Source organism: Oscillospiraceae bacterium (genome assembly GCA_015065085.1).
Lineage (GTDB): Bacteria > Bacillota > Clostridia > Oscillospirales > SIG627 > SIG627.
Genome location: SVQW01000001.1, coordinates 536045 through 552933, shown reverse-complemented (window position 1 = coordinate 552933; position 16889 = coordinate 536045). Strand labels below are relative to the sequence as shown.

Here is a 16889-nt window from a genome sequence, read left to right as displayed (position 1 = left end):
GGGTAATATAATATGAGCAAAATATTCAGAACTGTTGTATTAGCGCTCCTGATTTGCGTAATGGTGCTTCCTTATGCATCGGCTATCGTACCGTATACCACATATACATACGATATTGATGGTGAAATGATGCCATCACCTCACGCATTCGTTCCCGATAAAATAATCGGTTCTTCCGATATTGCTCTTCGCGATATGCCGGAGGACGAAAAGGCTGCTTCAAAGATCGGTATCGGTCTTGCTACACCTTTGAATGACCCTCAGGATATTGTGGTAGATGCTGATGAAAACATCTATATTGCGGACACAAAGAATAATCGTATCGTCATTCTTGATACTAATTTCCAGCTTATTGGTGTGTTGGACACATTCCTTAATGAGTTTGGTGTTCCGGATGCCCTTGATCAGCCCAATGGTGTGTTCGTGACGGAAGACGAAATCTATGTTGCGGATACCGAAAGTAACCGTGTTGTTATTTTCAATCGTAATGATTACTCTTTCTCGAGAATAGTACCTGAGCCAAAGTCTCAGGTGTTCCCCGAAGGTCACATCTATAAGCCGGTTGCACTTTCGGTTGACCGCGCAGGCCGTATTTACGTTGTTTCTTCTACCACGCATTACGGTATCATTTCCATGAACAACGATGGTGGCTTCAATGGATTTTTGGGAGCACAGAAGGTCAAAGCCAGCGCTTTTGACGTATTGTGGCGTCAGCTCATGACCGCTGAACAGCGTTCTTACTCCGAAAAATTCGTTCCTACCGAATATAACAACATAACCATTGACTCTACAGGATTTATTTACGTTACCACCTCTTCCATTGACGCTGCTGCACAGCAGAACGCTATGGACAGTAAGAGCCGTGCTGCCGATTATGCTCCTGTAAAGAAGCTTAATCCTCTTGGCGAGGACGTCATGGCTCGTACAGGTTTCTATCCGCCTTCCGGTGAAGTTACCGTAAATAATTTTGCAACACCTCAAAATACCATTTTCGGTGCTTCTAAAATTATCGATGTAGCTCTCGGCCCCAACGGTATGTGGAGTATTGTCGATGAAAAGCGTCAGAAGATATTTACATATGATGAACAGGGTAAACTGCTGTTTGTATTCGGCGATATCGGTATGCAGGTTGGTAACTTCCAGTCAATTTCTGCAATCGCCTACAAAGGAAATGACCTTCTTGTTCTTGATGATACTTTTGACAGCATAACTCTTATGAAGCGTACCGAGTACGGCGATATAATCGCAGGGGCTCTCCAGAATCACAGAGACCGCGAATATGACAAGGCCGTTACATTCTGGCAGGATATTCTCCAGAGAAACTCCAACTTCGATATGTCTTACGTAGGTATCGGTGATAGCTTGTACCGTGAAAGAAAGTATACCGAAGCTATGGAAACTTACACTTATGCTTACGCAACCGAGGATTACTCCAACTGCTTTAAGAACATTAGAAAACAGTGGGTTGAAAAGTGGATACTTCTCGTTCCCATCGTAATTATAATTGTTTGCGTTGCTTGCAGTAAGTTCCTTGGCTATGCTGCTAAAGTGAACAAAGCAGGTCAGGTCATTAAGGAAAAGAGAACCTTTAAAGAAGCGTTCCTTTATGCTTTCCATGTAATCTTCCATCCATTTGACGGTTTCTGGGATTTGAAGCACGAACGACGCGGTAATCTTAAAGCAGCGTTGTTCATAGTTCTGCTTACAATACTTGGATTTATTTATAATTCACTTGGTAAGTCCTACATATTTAATCCGAATATGGAAGGCAACGGCATACTCATGGAAGTTCTGGCGGTTATTCTGCCTTACGTTTTGTGGTGTGTTGCCAACTGGTGTCTTACAACACTGTTTGACGGTGAAGGCAGTCTCAAGGATATTTTCATAGCAACAGGCTACGCATTGCTTCCTATGCCTATTATGCTCGTTCCGGCTACAATGCTGACAAACTGTCTTGCTCTTGATGAAGGCGGTATCATAACATTGCTTGTTTCCGTCGGATATGTTTGGGCAGGCTTCCTGATTTTCTTCGGAACAATGGTAACTCACGACTACTCACTTGGTAAAAACGTGCTTACCGTTATCGGAACAATCGTTGCAATGGCTGTTATCATGTTTATTGCGGTGCTGTTCTCAGGTCTTATAACCAAGATGTTCTCGTTTGTTTACAATATTTATATTGAGCTTTCTTACCGAATGTAATTACAGAAAAGGAGAGATATAGAAATGAAAAAGAATTTGTTATTATTCATTCTCGCGGTTGTTATGATAACCGGCTGTGTTTGCTCCATTCCTGTTTTTGCAGCGGATGATGAAGAAGAAACAGTAGATTATCTTAACCTCGGTTTTGAGGATTTGATGCTCACAAAGGGTATCAGAAATGTTGAAACACTTACAGATAAGGACTTGGAATCAAGACTCAGCTCACTCTTTGTCGGCAGCAAGATCGATAATGAGGCTGATAAACTGGAAGACATGTATCTGGTTTATTCCGCGTATGGTTACGATATGTACTACGACAGAATTTCTGCCGAAGTTGCAGTCAAAAACACCAAAACAGGTCAGATACTTTTCACAAACCCCTATGACGTTAACACCGGCATTTCTTCTGAAGCTGTAAAGCAGAAGCTTATGTCGCAGATAATTATCAAGTATACCGATATGTCCAGTGGTAACGAATTTGAAATGCTTTCGTTCGTTGATGCGGCTATCAAGCGTCAGGTTACTGCTAAGCGCATTAGAGGCGGTATCCGCGTTGAGTATACCATGGGTCGTGAAGAAACCCGTAAGTTGGTTCCCAGACGTATTGAAAAAACCCGTTTTGAGGATATAATTCTCAGCAAGATTAAGGATACTAAAGAAAAAGAATATCTCGCAGCATTCTTTACTCTTATGGACCTTTCGGACCCTACACTGCCTGAAACCGCGCGTGCCGAGATCCGTGCCAAGTATGAAGTTGCTGACCAAATGGCACTGTATGTTATTGACCCTAACATTAAAGAGCGTGAGCTTCTCATACTTGAAGATACTATCAAAAAGTATACCCAGTATTCTTTTGATGATATGCTGGATGACCACTCTCAGACGATGTACGAGGGTACTGAAAATGCTTCCGCACTTTTTAAACTTGCTCTTGAGTACTACATTGACGAAGATGGTTTGCGTGTAAGACTCCCTGCAAAGGGTATCAGATATGACTCTGCAAGCTTCACTCTTAATAACATGGTTATTCTTCCTTACCTCGGTGCAGGAAGACAGGGTAACACCGGTTATACGATGATTCCCGACGGATCCGGTGCTTTAATTAGATTTGAAGATCTTGGAGTTAGCTCTGCGGCTGTTACCGGAAAAATCTACGGTCAGGATTACGCATTCCACGAAATCTCCGGTCAGAATATGGAGACATGGCGTCTCCCCGTATTCGGCGTAATCGAAGATTATGTTTATGACGAAAGCGGAGAGCAGATCCTCGACGAAAACCTTGTTTATGAAGAAGAAGGTATTGATGACGAGGAAGAAGACGATGAGGACGAGGAAGACGAGGCAGAAGAATCTGCAGCGTTCAAGACAGAGAGCAGGGGATACGTTGCCATCCTTACCGAGGGCGACAGCCTTGCCGAAATAACTTCTGAACACGGCGGTGCACTTCATAAGTATCACTCTGTATATACAACATTCTATCCTCGCCAGAAAGACTCTTACATGCTTGACGGTGTTTCGGCGACCGGTGCCAATGCAATGTGGACCGTCGAATCTCCCAGAAAGTATGTCGGAAACTACACTCTTAAATTTATAATGCTTTCGGGCGAAGAGGCTAACTACACCGGAATGGCAACCAAATACCGTGAGTATCTCGAAAAGAACGGTTATTTGACCAAGCTTGAAAAGGATGACAGTGATATTCCTTTGTACATCGAAAACTTTGGTGTTGTTCAGACAACCGAAAAGCGTTTCGGACTTCCTGTTGAAGTTGATACTCCTCTCACCACATTCGAGCAGTCCGTTGAAATTCTCCAAGCTCTTAAGGACAAGGATATCAACAACATCAACCTTATTCTCAGAGGATGGAGCAACGGTGGCTTGAGAACTGAACCTGTTTCCAAGCTTAAGGTTGAAAAGGTACTTGGCGGTGAGAAGGAGCTGAAAGCTCTCAATGCATACGCAAAAGAAAACAATATCGGATTATTCCCCAGCTTTGATTTTACTTATGCAAGACGTGGTACCGACGGAAGTTTTGACGGCTTTAATGCAAAGGAAGATACTTCTAAGACCATTGATAACCGTACCGCCGGTAAAAAAGAGTACGATCCTCTGTACCAACAGTTTGATAAGACAGGCCTGATGCTTATTTCTCCCAACAGAATACTTCCTTTCTATGAAAAGATAAGCGATAAGTATCATAAGCTTGGTATTGCGGGAATCTCCGTTCCCACCCTCGGCTCGGATATCAACTCCGACCACAACGAGGACGATCCTCTCAATCGTGAAGACTCCAAAGAGCTTATAGTTGAGCTTCTGCAGAGATTCAAGAATGATGAGTACGAGGTTATGGTCAATGCAGGTAACTCTTATGCGTTTAAGTACGCAGACCACATAGTTGATGTACCTCTGGATAGTAGTGAAAGACAGACAACCAGCGAATCCATACCTTTCTTCGGAATGGTTCTTCACGGCTATACAGACTTTGCCGGTACAGCCATCAACCTTGCAGGTGACTACAAATATAACCTTCTCAAGACTATTGAAAATGGTGCAAACCCTTACTTCATACTTTCTTACGACAACACATCAAATCTTAAGAACACTGTATTCAATGAGTACTATTCTGTAAGATTCGGTACATGGTTTGGCGAAGAAACCGATGATGAGGGCAATGTTACTTACACAGGCGGCGATGTTCTGGAAACATATAACACCTTGAACGAAGCGCTTAAGCCTGTAAGAAATTCTGTAGTAGTTTCTCACGATTATATTGCAAATAATGTTGTAAAGATGATCTACGATAATGGTATCAGCTACATCCTCAACTACAACAACAACCCTGTTGAAGTAGAAGGCTATGAGCTTGGTGCTCTCGATTTCGTAGTTATTAAGTAAGGAAGGGGTGTTAAAAATGAACGGTCAGGCAATAAATAATACAAAGGTGGCTACACCAAAAAAGAAGAAACCTAAGTCCCTTGAACGCAGCAAAGCAAGGGCAGGATGGCTTTTCGTATTACCGTTTTTGGCAACTTTTGTTGCTGTTTACATCCCGATAATTTACGATTCCATCAAGTTCAGCTTTAACCGCATTGAAATGCTTAAAGGTGGCGGATACGCACTTAACTTTGTAGGTTGGCAGAACTATTCCGAAGCGCTGTTCGTTAATCCCAACTTCGTTAAAGTTCTTACGTCAGGTATTCAACAGCTTATTTTCGATATCCCCGCAATAGTAATATTTGCACTCTTTATCGCAGTTATTCTTAACCAGAAGATGCCCGGACGTGCGGTATTCAGAGCAATATTCTTTATCCCGGTTATAATTTCTACCGGTATTATCGAATCTATTGACTCTTCCAACGCAATGTTGGACTATATGGGTTCTACATCCAGTATTGATACCGGTACCGATACCCAGGCTCAGGCAGCAGAAATTATTTCCGCAATGGATATCCAAAAACTGCTTTCAAACATGAAAGTAGGTACCGAACTGGTTGATTACGTTGTTCAGCTTGTTAACAACATCTACAGTATTATCAATCGTTCCGGTGTACAGATGCTTATTTTCCTTGCAGGTTTGCAGAGTATTTCTCCTGCTATTTACGAATCCTGCAGTATTGACGGTGCCTCCGCATGGGAAACCTTCTGGAAGATTACTTTCCCCATGATTTCCCCTATGATTCTTGTTAACACGGTTTACACAGTTATCGACGCCTTCACTTCGGAAAGCAACCAGGTTATGACGTTTATCAACAGTGTTTACAACGGTGGCGAGCCCAACGGAGACGTTATCAGTTCAGCAATGTCGTGGATGTACTTCCTGATAGTAATACTTATTCTGGCAATTGTAGCACTTGTTCTGTCCAGCTATGTATTCTATCAGAGACGAGACTAATAAGGGAGGAGGATAATGATGAACAATTCAATAATGAATAAAACAAAAGAGTTCTTAACTCGTAATAAGAAACCGCGCGTTGAATTTGAACGTACACCTTTACTGGAACGTTTGAAGCTCAAATTGCTTTCGGCAAGATTTGCTCAGCAGGTTGTCTGGGTTCTGTTCAGATTCATACTCCTTCTTGGTATTTCCTATGTTATTCTGTTCCCGTTCTTTGTTAAAATTTCTGCATCATTCATGTCTCCCGCTGACTATACCGACGTAACGGTAAAACTTATCCCCAAGTATCCCACTTTGGATACATATAAGGCGATTATAAGCGAAAACCAGTACTTCAAGGCTATGTTCAACACAGCAGTCCTTTCACTGCTTTGCGCTGTTGTTCAGACTTGTATTTGTTCCATAGTCGGTTACGGTTTTGCAAAGTTTAAGTTCAAGGGACGCGGCATCCTGTTTATGTGTGTTATGCTCACAATGATCGTACCTCACGAAACACTTATGCTGTCAATGTTCATGAAGTTCAGATACTTTGACGTGTTTGGCATTTACGGCGGTTTGAACACCTTGTTCGGTTTTGCAAAGGAAAACTATATTAACCTTATCAACTCTTACTGGCCTCTCGCAGTGCTTTCTTTCGGCGGTCTGGCATTTAAGAACGGTCTTTACATATTTATGATGCGTCAGTTCTATCGTGGTGTACCTGATGAACTTGAAGAAGCCGCTTATATCGACGGCTCCGGCGTTTTCAAAACATTTGTAAGAATTATCGTTCCCATTTCCGTTCCTATGATGATTACCATATTCCTTTTCGCTTTCTCTTGGCAGTGGACTGACTCGTTCTATACAACACTGTTCTTTACAAAGCAGGGAATATACCTTATGCCGAACATTATCGAAATCCCCAGAAGCTTAAATACAAACTTTGCGGCAACTGCCCTGTATAACTCGGGTATCAGAAATGCCTGCGGTTTGTTGATACTGCTTCCTCTGTTGGTTGTATATCTCTTCTGCCAGAGATATCTCATCCAGGGTATCGAACGTTCCGGTATCGTAGGTTAATTGAACAAAAAAACAAGCCTCATGAGAGGCTTGTTTTTTTGTGTTAAAACAAATATCAGAATAAATTGCTGCGTTTCATGGCGTTGAAAACTTTTTCTTTTATATCATGATTTTCACGCTGCAGCTCTGAAATAAAATCTTTCATCTTTTGTCTGTGTGTGTTTCCGTCGGCTTTGCAGGCGCTTCTTTGAACCGGCAGATTTTCTTTAATCGCAAACGAGCGTATATCTTTTTCATCTACATAAAGCATGGGGCGTAACACGGTAAGGTCTTTACGACTGAGGTATGTGACTGCCGAAAAACATCCGAGTCTGCCTTCCTGGAAAAGATTGAGAAAAAATGTTTCCACAGCATCATCGTGGTGATGTCCGAGGGCAACCTTGTTGCACCCCAGCTCTTTTGCGGCATCGTTCAGTGCACCGCGTCTCATGTTTGCGCAAAGTGAACATGGGCTTTTTTCCTGACGTATATCAAAAACAACTTCGGCAATGTGAGTGTGTATAACGTGATAAGCAACATCAAGCTGTTCACAAAGAGCTCGAATGGAAGCAAAATCATCCTGCTTGCCGTCGAAACCCATATCAACAGTAATCGCAACAAGCTCAAATTTTTCCGGGTAGAAGCGAGATAATGCCGCCATTGCACATAAGAGTGTAAGCGAGTCCTTCCCGGCAGAAACGCCAATTGCTATTTTGTCGCCATTTTTTATCATGTCAAAATCCTGTACGCATTTGCGGACGGGGCTGAGTATTTTTTGTATATTCATATGCTCTCCGATTTTCAGAATGATACTTTTGATATATTATACAATAATATTTCCGAAAAAGCAATAAAATTTTTTTAAAATTTAAAACGAGTAAACTTTAGAAAAAAAGAGTAAAAACGAGTAAAATCGAGATATAAATTCTTAAATTAAAAAAATGCGAAAAAACTATTGACAAAACAGAAAAAACAGTGTATAATATGCCCGTTGTAAAAAATATATATAATTACGGAGGTTAACGTAATGTCAACATTTATGGCAAAACCCGAAAGCATTAAGCGCCAGTGGTATGTTATTGATGCTAAGGGTAAAACTCTCGGCGACGTAGCCGTTGTTGCTGCGAACATTCTTCGCGGAAAACATAAGCCCGAATTCACTCCTCATGTGGACTGTGGCGATTATGTAATTATTCTCAACGCTAAAGATGTAGTTCTCACCGGTAAGAAGCTTGAACAGAAAAAGTATTCTTATCACACCGGTTATATCGGCGGTCTGAAGCAGATTTCCTACAAGGAACTCATGGCGAAAAACCCCGAAAAGGCTGTTTGGCTGGCTGTTAAGGGCATGCTTCCCAAAAACTCCATCGGTGCAAAGAGCATCACTCGTGTAAAGATTTACGCTGAAGGCGAACACAACCAGCAGGCTCAGAAGCCTATTGAAGTTAAATAATCAGAGGGGAGAACGAAAATGAATTATCAGAGCGCAAAACCGTATTTTTACGGTACAGGAAGAAGAAAAAGTTCGGTAGCACGCGTTCGTGTATATCCCGGAACCGGTGCTATCACTATAAACGGAAGAGATATTGACGATTACTTTGGCTTGGATACTCTTAAGCTCATCGTTCGTCAGCCTTTCGGTGCTACTGCAACCGAGGGTAAGTTTGATATTGTTTGCAAGGTTGTAGGAGGCGGTGTTTCCGGTCAGGCAGGCGCTATACGCCACGGTCTGGCACGTGCACTTCTGCAGGCTGATGAAGCTTTCCGTCCTGCACTTAAGAAAGCGGGCTTCCTCACCCGTGACCCCAGAATGAAGGAAAGAAAGAAGTACGGCTTGAAGGCTGCAAGACGTGCATCCCAGTTCTCCAAGAGATAACACCCGAATGGGTTTTCTCAAAGAAGCAATTTGATGTCTTTTTTAAAAAAAGCATCCACCACCCGCGCATTTTACCTTATTTTAATTTGTATCACCGTTGCTATACTCGCAGCCGTTATATTGTTCGGTCTTGCATTTATTAATGCTGAGGAAGAAGTACCTGCCGATCCCGCTCCGTTTTCGTTACGGAGCGGAGTCGCAGAAGTAATAAGTGATTTTAATTTCAGAGTAACGCTCTCGTATCACGGGGCGTCGCGTGAAGTTATTGTCAATAAGTACACTGTTGAGCAGCTCTTGAAAAAAGAGGGTATTGTACTTGAAGAACAAGATGTTATTAACGTTGATCTGCACGCCGAATTGACGCCGGATATGTTTATCTGCATCGATAAGGTGCGATTTGAAACGGAATACGAAGAAATTGTACTGCCGTTTAATCGAGTTGTAGAAGCTTCAGGCGATGTGCCTGAAAGAACAAATGTCACTATCGCCAAGGGCGAAAGTGGCTTACGAAAAGACACTTACAGCACAAAGTTTGTCAATGATGTTCCCGTTGAAAGAAAATTGGTTTTCCGTGCAATTACTAAAACACCTGTTGATGAAGTTATAAGGTGCGGTACGATGGCTAAACAGCCTTCCGCGGTTGTGACTACAAATACTGCAGGTGCAGGTGTTGGGTCCGTACAAGGAACCAGTGCCGGAGGTGTGTTTACAGCACCTGACGGTACGGAATATAAATACCGTTATTATGTTGATGTCAAAGCAACAGCTTACAGCGATAATGTTGGAGATATTACATACACCGGAAGACATGTTGAACTTGGTATTATTGCGGTTGACCCCAGGGTCATACCGCTTCATTCCAAAGTGTATGTCATTGGTGATTACGGTGATTACGGGATTTGCGACGCCCAGGATATAGGCGGAGGAATCAAGGGCAACAGAATTGATGTTTATCTTAAATATGAAGATGTGTGCCGTCAGTTCGGAGTTCGTCAGATGCGTGCATACGTACTCGATGTACCGGAAAAAGCAAAATGAAAAGCGCCGAGCGACACAGGTTGTTGCTCGGCATTATTTTTGTAAAATATTGAAAGGATTTACCAAATGGGAAAGTTTTTTGCTGATTTCAAAAAATTTGCCATGAAAGGCAACATTGTTGATATGGCTGTCGGTGTTATTATCGGCGGCGCATTCGGAAAAATAGTTACTTCTCTTGTAAATGATATTATAATGCCTACTGTCGGAATGCTTATGGGCGGTGTAGATTTCACCTCTCTTAAGTATGTTATCACCGAAGCAAACGAAGAACTCGGTATCGTTGAGGCTGCAATTAAATACGGCAGCTTTATTCAAACCATTGTCGATTTCCTTATTATTGCACTTTCTGTTTTCTTCTTTGTTCGTCTTATGGGCAAGCTCCAGAGAAAAAAAGAAGCTGCACCTCCTCCTGCACCGCCAAAGCCTACACTTGACCAGGAACTCCTTACTGAAATCAGAGATCTGCTCAAGAATAAGAACGATTAATTTTTCAAAATGTATTGCATAATATGGCTGAGTATGTTATAATACCGATATATGCGATAGCTATTAATTTTATTAAGGAATGGTTAAATCAATGAAAAAGAAAAATTCTGTTATTGTCACACTTATAGTGACATTAGTTATTCTGGCACTTGCCGCATTTATTTTCGTTCAGCCTTATCTGAATACTACCGCTTTTACCGCTGATGAAAATATAGCTTCCTTTTTGGGACAGGCTTTCGGCAAGTATCCTCGTTTTATAAACGAAAAGGATTTTGAAAAAGTTGAAGTGCTGGAAATCGGATCCAGCGATGGATATCAGTTCGTTTCCATCGGTCTTGATGGTTTTATAGAAAAACGCGATGCATACCTTGAAGCATATGATAATGCGACTGCGGAAGGCCTTGAAGCTCCTGAAATGCCCGACTTTTCCAAAGAACTCTTCAGCTTCCAGACTGATGCGGGTGTTGAAAACTTTGTAGGTATTGAAAAATTCAAAAACCTTGTTGAAGTAAGTGTTATGGCTGAAGCTTTCCCTGTAACTGCAAATCTTGAAGAATTCAAGGGTGCGGCTAAGCTTGAATCTCTCAGCATTACTTCTGACCCTGCAGAGGACGCGGTTAAAATTGACGATATATCAGCGCTCGCAGACAAGACCGCCCTCAAAACCCTTTCTCTCGCAAATAACAATATTTCCGATATCAGTGCACTGTCCGGTCTTGTAAATCTTGAAGCTGTTGCTCTTGACAGCAATGCTATCTCCGATATTTCTGCTCTTAGCGGAAAGGACAAGATCACCTCACTTTCTCTTACTACCAATGACATCTCCGACATTTCTGTATTGTCCACCATGCCGGCGCTGGAAACCGTTTCTCTTGACGAGAACCAGATTACCGATATTTCCGCAATCAGCAATATTGAGACTATAACCACACTCTCCGTTGGTAACAACAGCATTACTGATATAACTCCTATTACAACACTTAAGAATCTGTACATTGTAAGCCTCAGTGGTAACGCAATTACCGATATTTCTCCTTTGTCTGCTTTTAAGGACAGCACCGCCCAGATGTATATCCTGCTCAGCGAAAATGAGGGCATCAATGATTGGAGCGTTGCAGATGCACTTCCCGAGAATATTATGATTGTTGGTAAACCCGAGGCGCAAGCAACAACCGATGAAACTGTTGCACCCGACGAAACCGCCGAAGCACAGCCCGAAGCAGAAGCGACTGAAGAACAGGCTGAACAGACCGAGGTTAACGAGTAATTTATTATGAACAAAAACCAAACGCTTACCGTAAGAATTGAATCGCTGACCGGTAAGGGGGTAGGTATAGCCAGATGCGACGGACAGGTCATTTTTGTGCCTGCCGTCGCACAGGGCGACCTGTGTGAAATCAAGATTATCAAGCTTACATCGTCTTACGCCGTTGCGAAGCTTGAAAAAGTAATTGAATATTCACCCGAAAGAATAATGAACAGTTGTTCCGCATTTCCAAGATGCGGAGGCTGTTCTTTTCGTCATGTTTCATACAATGAAGAATTGCACGTAAAAAAACAAACTGTTGCGGATGCACTAACCCGTATCGGCGGTCTTGAGGTCAGCGTCGATGATGTAGTATCGACAGGTGAAACCGATAATTACAGAAATAAAGCACAATACCCGATAGGCGTCAAGGATGGAAGAATTGTATTTGGCTTTTACTCAAACCACTCCCACAGAATCATTCCGTGTGATGATTGCAAAATTCAGCCGGATATTTTTAACGAAATTATGCGGTACGCAACAGTATTTTTTAATAATAACAAACTTTCAGCCTACGATGAATTGACAGGTAATGGATTACTGAGACATTGTTATTTGCGCATAAACAAATCAGGCGGTGTTATGTTTTGCCTGGTTGTAAATTCAAATGGCTTTAAATACGAAAAAGAGTTTGCCGAATATCTTTCAAAACGAAAAGAAATTGTCAGCGTTTTTATTAACTTCAATCAGATGAATTCCAATGTTATATTATCCGACAATTTCAAATGCATATACGGCAATGAATATATAGAGGACGAGTTTTTCGGACTTGCACTCAGAATGTCACCGGATTCATTTTATCAGGTGAATCGCAAAGCTGCGGAAATTCTTTATAAAACTGCTTTTGACAAGCTTGAACGAAAAGCGTTTGAAAATGTCTTCGATTTGTACTGTGGTGTGGGTTCTATTGGACTGTCGCTTGTGAAGTATGCCAAGGAGAATGGTATATCCGTAAAACGTGTTATTGGCTACGAAGTGGTGGAAAAGGCAATTGCAAGCGCTAAGCAAAACGCTGCCAATAACGGTATACAAAATGCAGAGTTTTATGTAGGTGACCTGAATAGCGCTCCCACTCGGATTATGGAAGAAATTCCGCCTTCGCTGGTAATAGTCGACCCGCCGCGAAAGGGATGCTCTAAAGAACTTGTTGATATGTTCCTTGAGCTTGATGTGCCTTATATACTCTATATTTCCTGCGACCCCGCAACGCTTGCGCGGGATTTAAAAATTTTGAGCGAAAAGTACAATATTTCATCTGTCACCCCTGTTGACCTTTTCCCCAGAACCGCTCACGTAGAGTGCACAACCCTCCTTGAAAGGAAATAATGATGGAATTAAATTTCACTTGCACTTCATATAAAAAATGTGGCGGGTGCCAGCTTGACGTACCATATAAGCAACAGCTTTCATATAAACAGAAAACTATAATTAAAATGCTTGGACGTTATTGCCGCGTTTCTCATATTATCGGTATGGAAAACCCAAACAATTACCGTTGTAAGGTATCAGCTGCTTTCGGATATACACGTGGTCAGGTGATATGCGGTGTGTGGCAATCCTCTTCGGGAAAAATTGTGCAGGTAGGACAATGTAATCTTGAAGATGAAAGAGCCGCAAGTATCATAAAAACCATAAAGCGGCTTTTGCCGGTTTTTAATCTCCGAACATATGATGAGGTTTCGCAAAAAGGCTTTTTGAGATTTGTGACTGTCCGTGTTGGTAAGGCTACGGGAGAGATTCTTGTTGCTCTCGGAACAGGCAACGGTAAATTTCCTGCAAAAAAAGATTTTGTAAACGCGCTTGTCAGGGAGTGCCCGTACATTACTACTGTTACGCAAAATGTCAGTACCGATAAACTTAATCTAATGCTTGGAAAAAAGGAAAATGTTCTTTACGGACGTGGTTTTGTCACTGATAATCTTTGTGGACGTTCATTCTGCATTTCCGCCCGTTCGTTTTTTCAGATAAATCCCATTCAGACCGAAAAGCTTTATTCGATAGCTGTGGATTTTGCCGGGCTTGACGGAACGCAGACTGTCATTGATGCCTATTGCGGAGTCGGCACTATCGGCATAATCGCTGCTTCAAAGGCTAAAAAGGTTACAGCCGTGGAGCTTAACAGTGATGCGGCAAAGAATGCCTTGGAGAATGTAAAACTTAACGGTATCGAAAATATGGATGTTCTTACGGGCGATGCGGGTGAGTTCATGAAAAAAATGGCGAAAAACGGTGAAAAAGCTGATGTTGTATTCACCGATCCGCCCCGTGCCGGTTGTACAAAGCAGTTTTTAAAATCCTTAATTGAGCTTGCACCGCAAAAAATAGTATATGTTTCCTGCAACCCGGAAACTCTTTCACGCGACCTGTATTTCCTGACCAATAACGGGTATAGTGCAGAAAAAATCCAGCCGGTTGATATGTTTCCTAACACAAAACATGTGGAGTGTGTTGTACAGCTTTCTCGAAAGGAGCACTAAATGAAGAAAAAATTAAGCGGTCCCGCTGTTTTTATGTACAGTACAATCTTATTAACTGTACTAACTTCTCTTTTGTGCTTTTTACTGTATTACTCAGGAATACATAAAAACAATGTCATTTTGTGGACAGGCATTGTATCGTTTATGATATTATACCATTTTGGTTTAAGAATTCTTATGGGTAAATGGACTGAGCACTTGGAAATCAATTATTCTCATCCTTGGTACAGGACGCGTAAATTTGAAAAATCTCTGTACAAGCTTCTTAAGGTCAGAAAATGGAAAGATAAGGTTCTCACTTTTGAACCCGACAAATATGACTTCAAAAACAGAACTCTCGAACAGCTTGCAACCACCATGGCAAAATCTGAACTTGACCACTGGATAAATCAGATAATTTCACTATTAAGCATGCTCTATGCGTTTTTATGGGGATGTGCTCCGGCTTTTGTGATTACCGCTGTTCTGGCAATGCTTTTTGATGCGCAGTTTATTGTTGTTCAAAGGTATAACCGTCCGATTGTGCTTCGTCTGATGAAAGCGAAAGAGCGCATAAACCACCAATTAACCGATGCACGTATCTGAAGTACAGATTTTTACAGAGTGTAATGAAAGGGATATAAGTGAATTCGATTAAATCAGTAGTTAAATTCAATAAACGCAAGGGAATTGCAGGTATCATTATTGCGTTACTTTTCCTTGCTGTAAGCTTTACCTGGTTTGACCGGCAAACAGGTTTTAAGTTTGCGTTAATGTTTGTTGTGGTTGGACTTTTGGAGTTTGACTTTAAGTTTGATATAATAAACATCGCCGCTAATTTCATATGGGCAATGGGCGTGATTGTAGCTACATGGTATATTTCATACACTTCCACATGTACTTTGAGTGACATTTCCAAAAGTGATGAAAAAATGCTTCTTAATTCGCTGTGCATTGCCGCAGTGTGTATGTTCATAATGGCAATAGCGAATAACTGGAAATTTTCAATAAGCTGTGCTTCTGCATTGTTGTGTCTGCTTGCGACAGCCAGCGGTTTTTTAAATCAGTTCCGTGGCAAGGAGCTTTCCCCGGTAGACTTTCTTTCCTGGTCGACAGCGTTGAACGTGGCTGATAAATATACACCGAAGGTGCACGCTGAGATGTTTTTCGGCTGGATGCTTTGCGCCTTGCTTATATTTGCGTCACTTTCCTTGCCGACTATGCCTAAGCTTCACAGAGTATGGACGCGCGTTGTTGCACTGTTTTCTTCGGTTGTTTTACTTGGCTTAATGTTCCATGGTGCACGTGATGTGAAGATACAAAGCTGGGGCGATTTCGGTGCACGCTTTAACGGATATTACCTTAACTTTGCTTTGGGAATAAGGGACCTTTCCTTCAATAAGCCCGAACAATACAGCATACGCACTGTTAATCAGCTTGAGAGCGAATATACTGCCGATGCAGGAAATGATGCTAAACTTCCGAATATAATTGTTATTATGGATGAGGCTTATGCCGATTTTCGTGTATATGAAAATGCTCCGATGACAAATATCCCCGTGACGCCGTTTATTGACTCTTTGAATGATAATACTGTGCGGGGATTTGCACTTGCATCTGTTTTTGGCGGAAATACTGCAAATTCCGAGTTTGAATTCCTTACAGGCTGTTCTTTGGCATTTTTGCCGCAGAATGCTATACCGTATCAGCAGTACATAAAAGGCGAGCTTCATACACTTGCGTGGTTTCTCAACAAAAAAGGGTATATAAGTACTGCTACCCATCCATGTCCTGCAGGCAACTGGTCACGCGGGCGCATTTATCCTTATTTCGGGTTTGAAAATAACACCTTTGAGGATAGTTATCCCGATGGCGGGCTTGTCAGAGAATATGTCGGCGATAACGCCGTGTTTGAACATATACTTGAAAAGCTTTATGCAAACGACAGCGGAAAACCTATGTTTGAATTCGCCGTGACGATGCAAAACCACAGCAGTTATAATTACAGTGGCGATAATTACATTAAAACTGTTGATTTAGAGGGATATGACAGGGAATACCCCGCTGCTGAACAGTATCTTTCACTTCTCAATGAAACCGATAAAGCGATGGAGCGGTTTATAACTTCTTTGCAGGAATATAAAGAAGATACAATTGTTCTTGTGTTCGGCGACCATCAGCCATCGGTCGAAAGCGAATTTTACGAAAAGCTTAATGGTGGAGCTATTGATAATCTCAGCGAGCAAATGCTTAAATATACCGTTCCGTTTTTTATTTGGGCAAACTTTGACATAGAGGAAGATTATATTGACTGTACTGCCCTTAACTATCTCCCTTTACATTTGCTTGAAGCCGCAAACATTGGTTTCTCGCCTTATTATAAATTCCTCTCTGATATCCAATCGGTTGTTCCGGCTGTAAATTCTTTGGGCTATTACTCGAAGGAAAATGGTGTTTTTAAAACGCTCGAAGAGGCAAAAAATGACGAAGCAGATGCACTTAGTAAGTACTCAGTTATGCAATATAACAATCTTTTTGACACAAAAAACAGAAGCGACTTTTTCTTTGACAGCTACATTGAATTTAGGTAAT

General features: G+C 41.7%; 14 protein-coding genes. 13 read left to right on the top strand and 1 reads right to left on the bottom strand.

The features are described 5' to 3' along the window. The first annotated feature begins 12 nt into the window (after window positions 1–12). From E7588_02380 to E7588_02365, 4 genes are read left to right on the top strand one after another with little or no spacing between them, the layout of a single operon-like run. A complete protein-coding gene (locus tag E7588_02380; GenBank protein MBE6688107.1) occupies window positions 13–2202 on the top strand; it encodes a hypothetical protein in 2190 nt (729 codons plus the stop codon). 24 nt (window positions 2203–2226) lie between these two features. Beyond that, a complete protein-coding gene (locus E7588_02375; protein ID MBE6688106.1) occupies window positions 2227–5097 on the top strand; it encodes a hypothetical protein in 2871 nt (956 codons plus the stop codon). Between the two features lie 16 nt (window positions 5098–5113). Continuing rightward, window positions 5114–6094: a sugar ABC transporter permease gene (locus E7588_02370; GenBank protein MBE6688105.1), complete on the top strand. Its 981-nt coding sequence runs from the start codon at window positions 5114–5116 to the stop codon at window positions 6092–6094. A gap of 15 nt (window positions 6095–6109) precedes the next feature. Next, window positions 6110–7156 carry a carbohydrate ABC transporter permease gene (locus tag E7588_02365; GenBank protein ID MBE6688104.1) on the top strand — a complete coding sequence of 349 codons (1047 nt, stop codon included), beginning with the start codon at window positions 6110–6112 and terminating at the stop codon, window positions 7154–7156. Between the two features lie 55 nt (window positions 7157–7211). Here E7588_02365 and E7588_02360 read toward each other — a convergent pair whose 3' ends face one another. Continuing rightward, on the bottom strand, window positions 7212–7916 hold the full coding sequence (locus E7588_02360) for a tRNA 2-thiocytidine biosynthesis protein TtcA (GenBank protein MBE6688103.1): 705 nt from the start codon (window positions 7914–7916) through the stop codon (window positions 7212–7214). Between the two features lie 246 nt (window positions 7917–8162). On the opposite strand from E7588_02360, the gene rplM reads away from it, so the two are divergent. The 9 genes from rplM to E7588_02315 all read left to right on the top strand — a co-directional run bounded on the left by rplM (window position 8163) and on the right by E7588_02315 (window position 16888). After that, window positions 8163–8588, top strand: a complete 426-nt coding sequence (gene rplM / locus E7588_02355) for a 50S ribosomal protein L13 (protein ID MBE6688102.1) — start codon at window positions 8163–8165, stop codon at window positions 8586–8588. Between the two features lie 18 nt (window positions 8589–8606). Further along, window positions 8607–9011 carry a 30S ribosomal protein S9 gene (gene rpsI, locus E7588_02350; GenBank protein ID MBE6688101.1) on the top strand — a complete coding sequence of 135 codons (405 nt, stop codon included), beginning with the start codon at window positions 8607–8609 and terminating at the stop codon, window positions 9009–9011. Window positions 9012–9044: 33 nt separating this feature from the next. Beyond that, the gene (locus E7588_02345; GenBank protein ID MBE6688100.1) at window positions 9045–10049 is read left to right on the top strand and encodes a DUF348 domain-containing protein; all 1005 of its coding nucleotides are present in this window, start codon (window positions 9045–9047) and stop codon (window positions 10047–10049) included. Window positions 10050–10115: 66 nt separating this feature from the next. Then, window positions 10116–10535 (top strand): large-conductance mechanosensitive channel protein MscL, encoded by a 420-nt coding sequence (mscL, locus tag E7588_02340; protein ID MBE6688099.1) that lies wholly within the window; start codon window positions 10116–10118, stop codon window positions 10533–10535. Window positions 10536–10614: 79 nt separating this feature from the next. Then, entirely contained in the window at window positions 10615–11802 is a 1188-nt protein-coding gene (locus E7588_02335; protein MBE6688098.1) for a hypothetical protein, read from the top strand. Window positions 11803–11808: 6 nt separating this feature from the next. Then, a complete protein-coding gene (gene rlmD / locus E7588_02330; protein MBE6688097.1) occupies window positions 11809–13167 on the top strand; it encodes a 23S rRNA (uracil(1939)-C(5))-methyltransferase RlmD in 1359 nt (452 codons plus the stop codon). Window positions 13168–13169: 2 nt separating this feature from the next. After that, window positions 13170–14318, top strand: a complete 1149-nt coding sequence (gene rlmD / locus E7588_02325) for a 23S rRNA (uracil(1939)-C(5))-methyltransferase RlmD (GenBank protein ID MBE6688096.1) — start codon at window positions 13170–13172, stop codon at window positions 14316–14318. Next, window positions 14319–14903: a hypothetical protein gene (locus tag E7588_02320; GenBank protein ID MBE6688095.1), complete on the top strand. Its 585-nt coding sequence runs from the start codon at window positions 14319–14321 to the stop codon at window positions 14901–14903. Window positions 14904–14941: 38 nt separating this feature from the next. Further along, window positions 14942–16888: an LTA synthase family protein gene (locus E7588_02315; GenBank protein ID MBE6688094.1), complete on the top strand. Its 1947-nt coding sequence runs from the start codon at window positions 14942–14944 to the stop codon at window positions 16886–16888. Window position 16889 lies beyond the last annotated feature (1 nt).

Bases quoted from the DNA above. Each gene is read 5' to 3' on its own strand.
- E7588_02380 (MBE6688107.1), top strand. From the start codon at position 13: ATGAGCAAAATATTCAGAACTGTTGTATTAGCGCTCCTGATTTGCGTA.
- E7588_02375 (MBE6688106.1), top strand. From the start codon at position 2,227: ATGAAAAAGAATTTGTTATTATTCATTCTCGCGGTTGTTATGATAACC.
- E7588_02370 (MBE6688105.1), top strand. From the start codon at position 5,114: ATGAACGGTCAGGCAATAAATAATACAAAGGTGGCTACACCAAAAAAG.
- E7588_02365 (MBE6688104.1), top strand. From the start codon at position 6,110: ATGATGAACAATTCAATAATGAATAAAACAAAAGAGTTCTTAACTCGT.
- rplM (MBE6688102.1), top strand. From the start codon at position 8,163: ATGTCAACATTTATGGCAAAACCCGAAAGCATTAAGCGCCAGTGGTAT.
- rpsI (MBE6688101.1), top strand. From the start codon at position 8,607: ATGAATTATCAGAGCGCAAAACCGTATTTTTACGGTACAGGAAGAAGA.
- E7588_02345 (MBE6688100.1), top strand. From the start codon at position 9,045: ATGTCTTTTTTAAAAAAAGCATCCACCACCCGCGCATTTTACCTTATT.
- mscL (MBE6688099.1), top strand. From the start codon at position 10,116: ATGGGAAAGTTTTTTGCTGATTTCAAAAAATTTGCCATGAAAGGCAAC.
- E7588_02335 (MBE6688098.1), top strand. From the start codon at position 10,615: ATGGTTAAATCAATGAAAAAGAAAAATTCTGTTATTGTCACACTTATA.
- rlmD (MBE6688097.1), top strand. From the start codon at position 11,809: ATGAACAAAAACCAAACGCTTACCGTAAGAATTGAATCGCTGACCGGT.
- rlmD (MBE6688096.1), top strand. From the start codon at position 13,170: ATGGAATTAAATTTCACTTGCACTTCATATAAAAAATGTGGCGGGTGC.
- E7588_02320 (MBE6688095.1), top strand. From the start codon at position 14,319: ATGAAGAAAAAATTAAGCGGTCCCGCTGTTTTTATGTACAGTACAATC.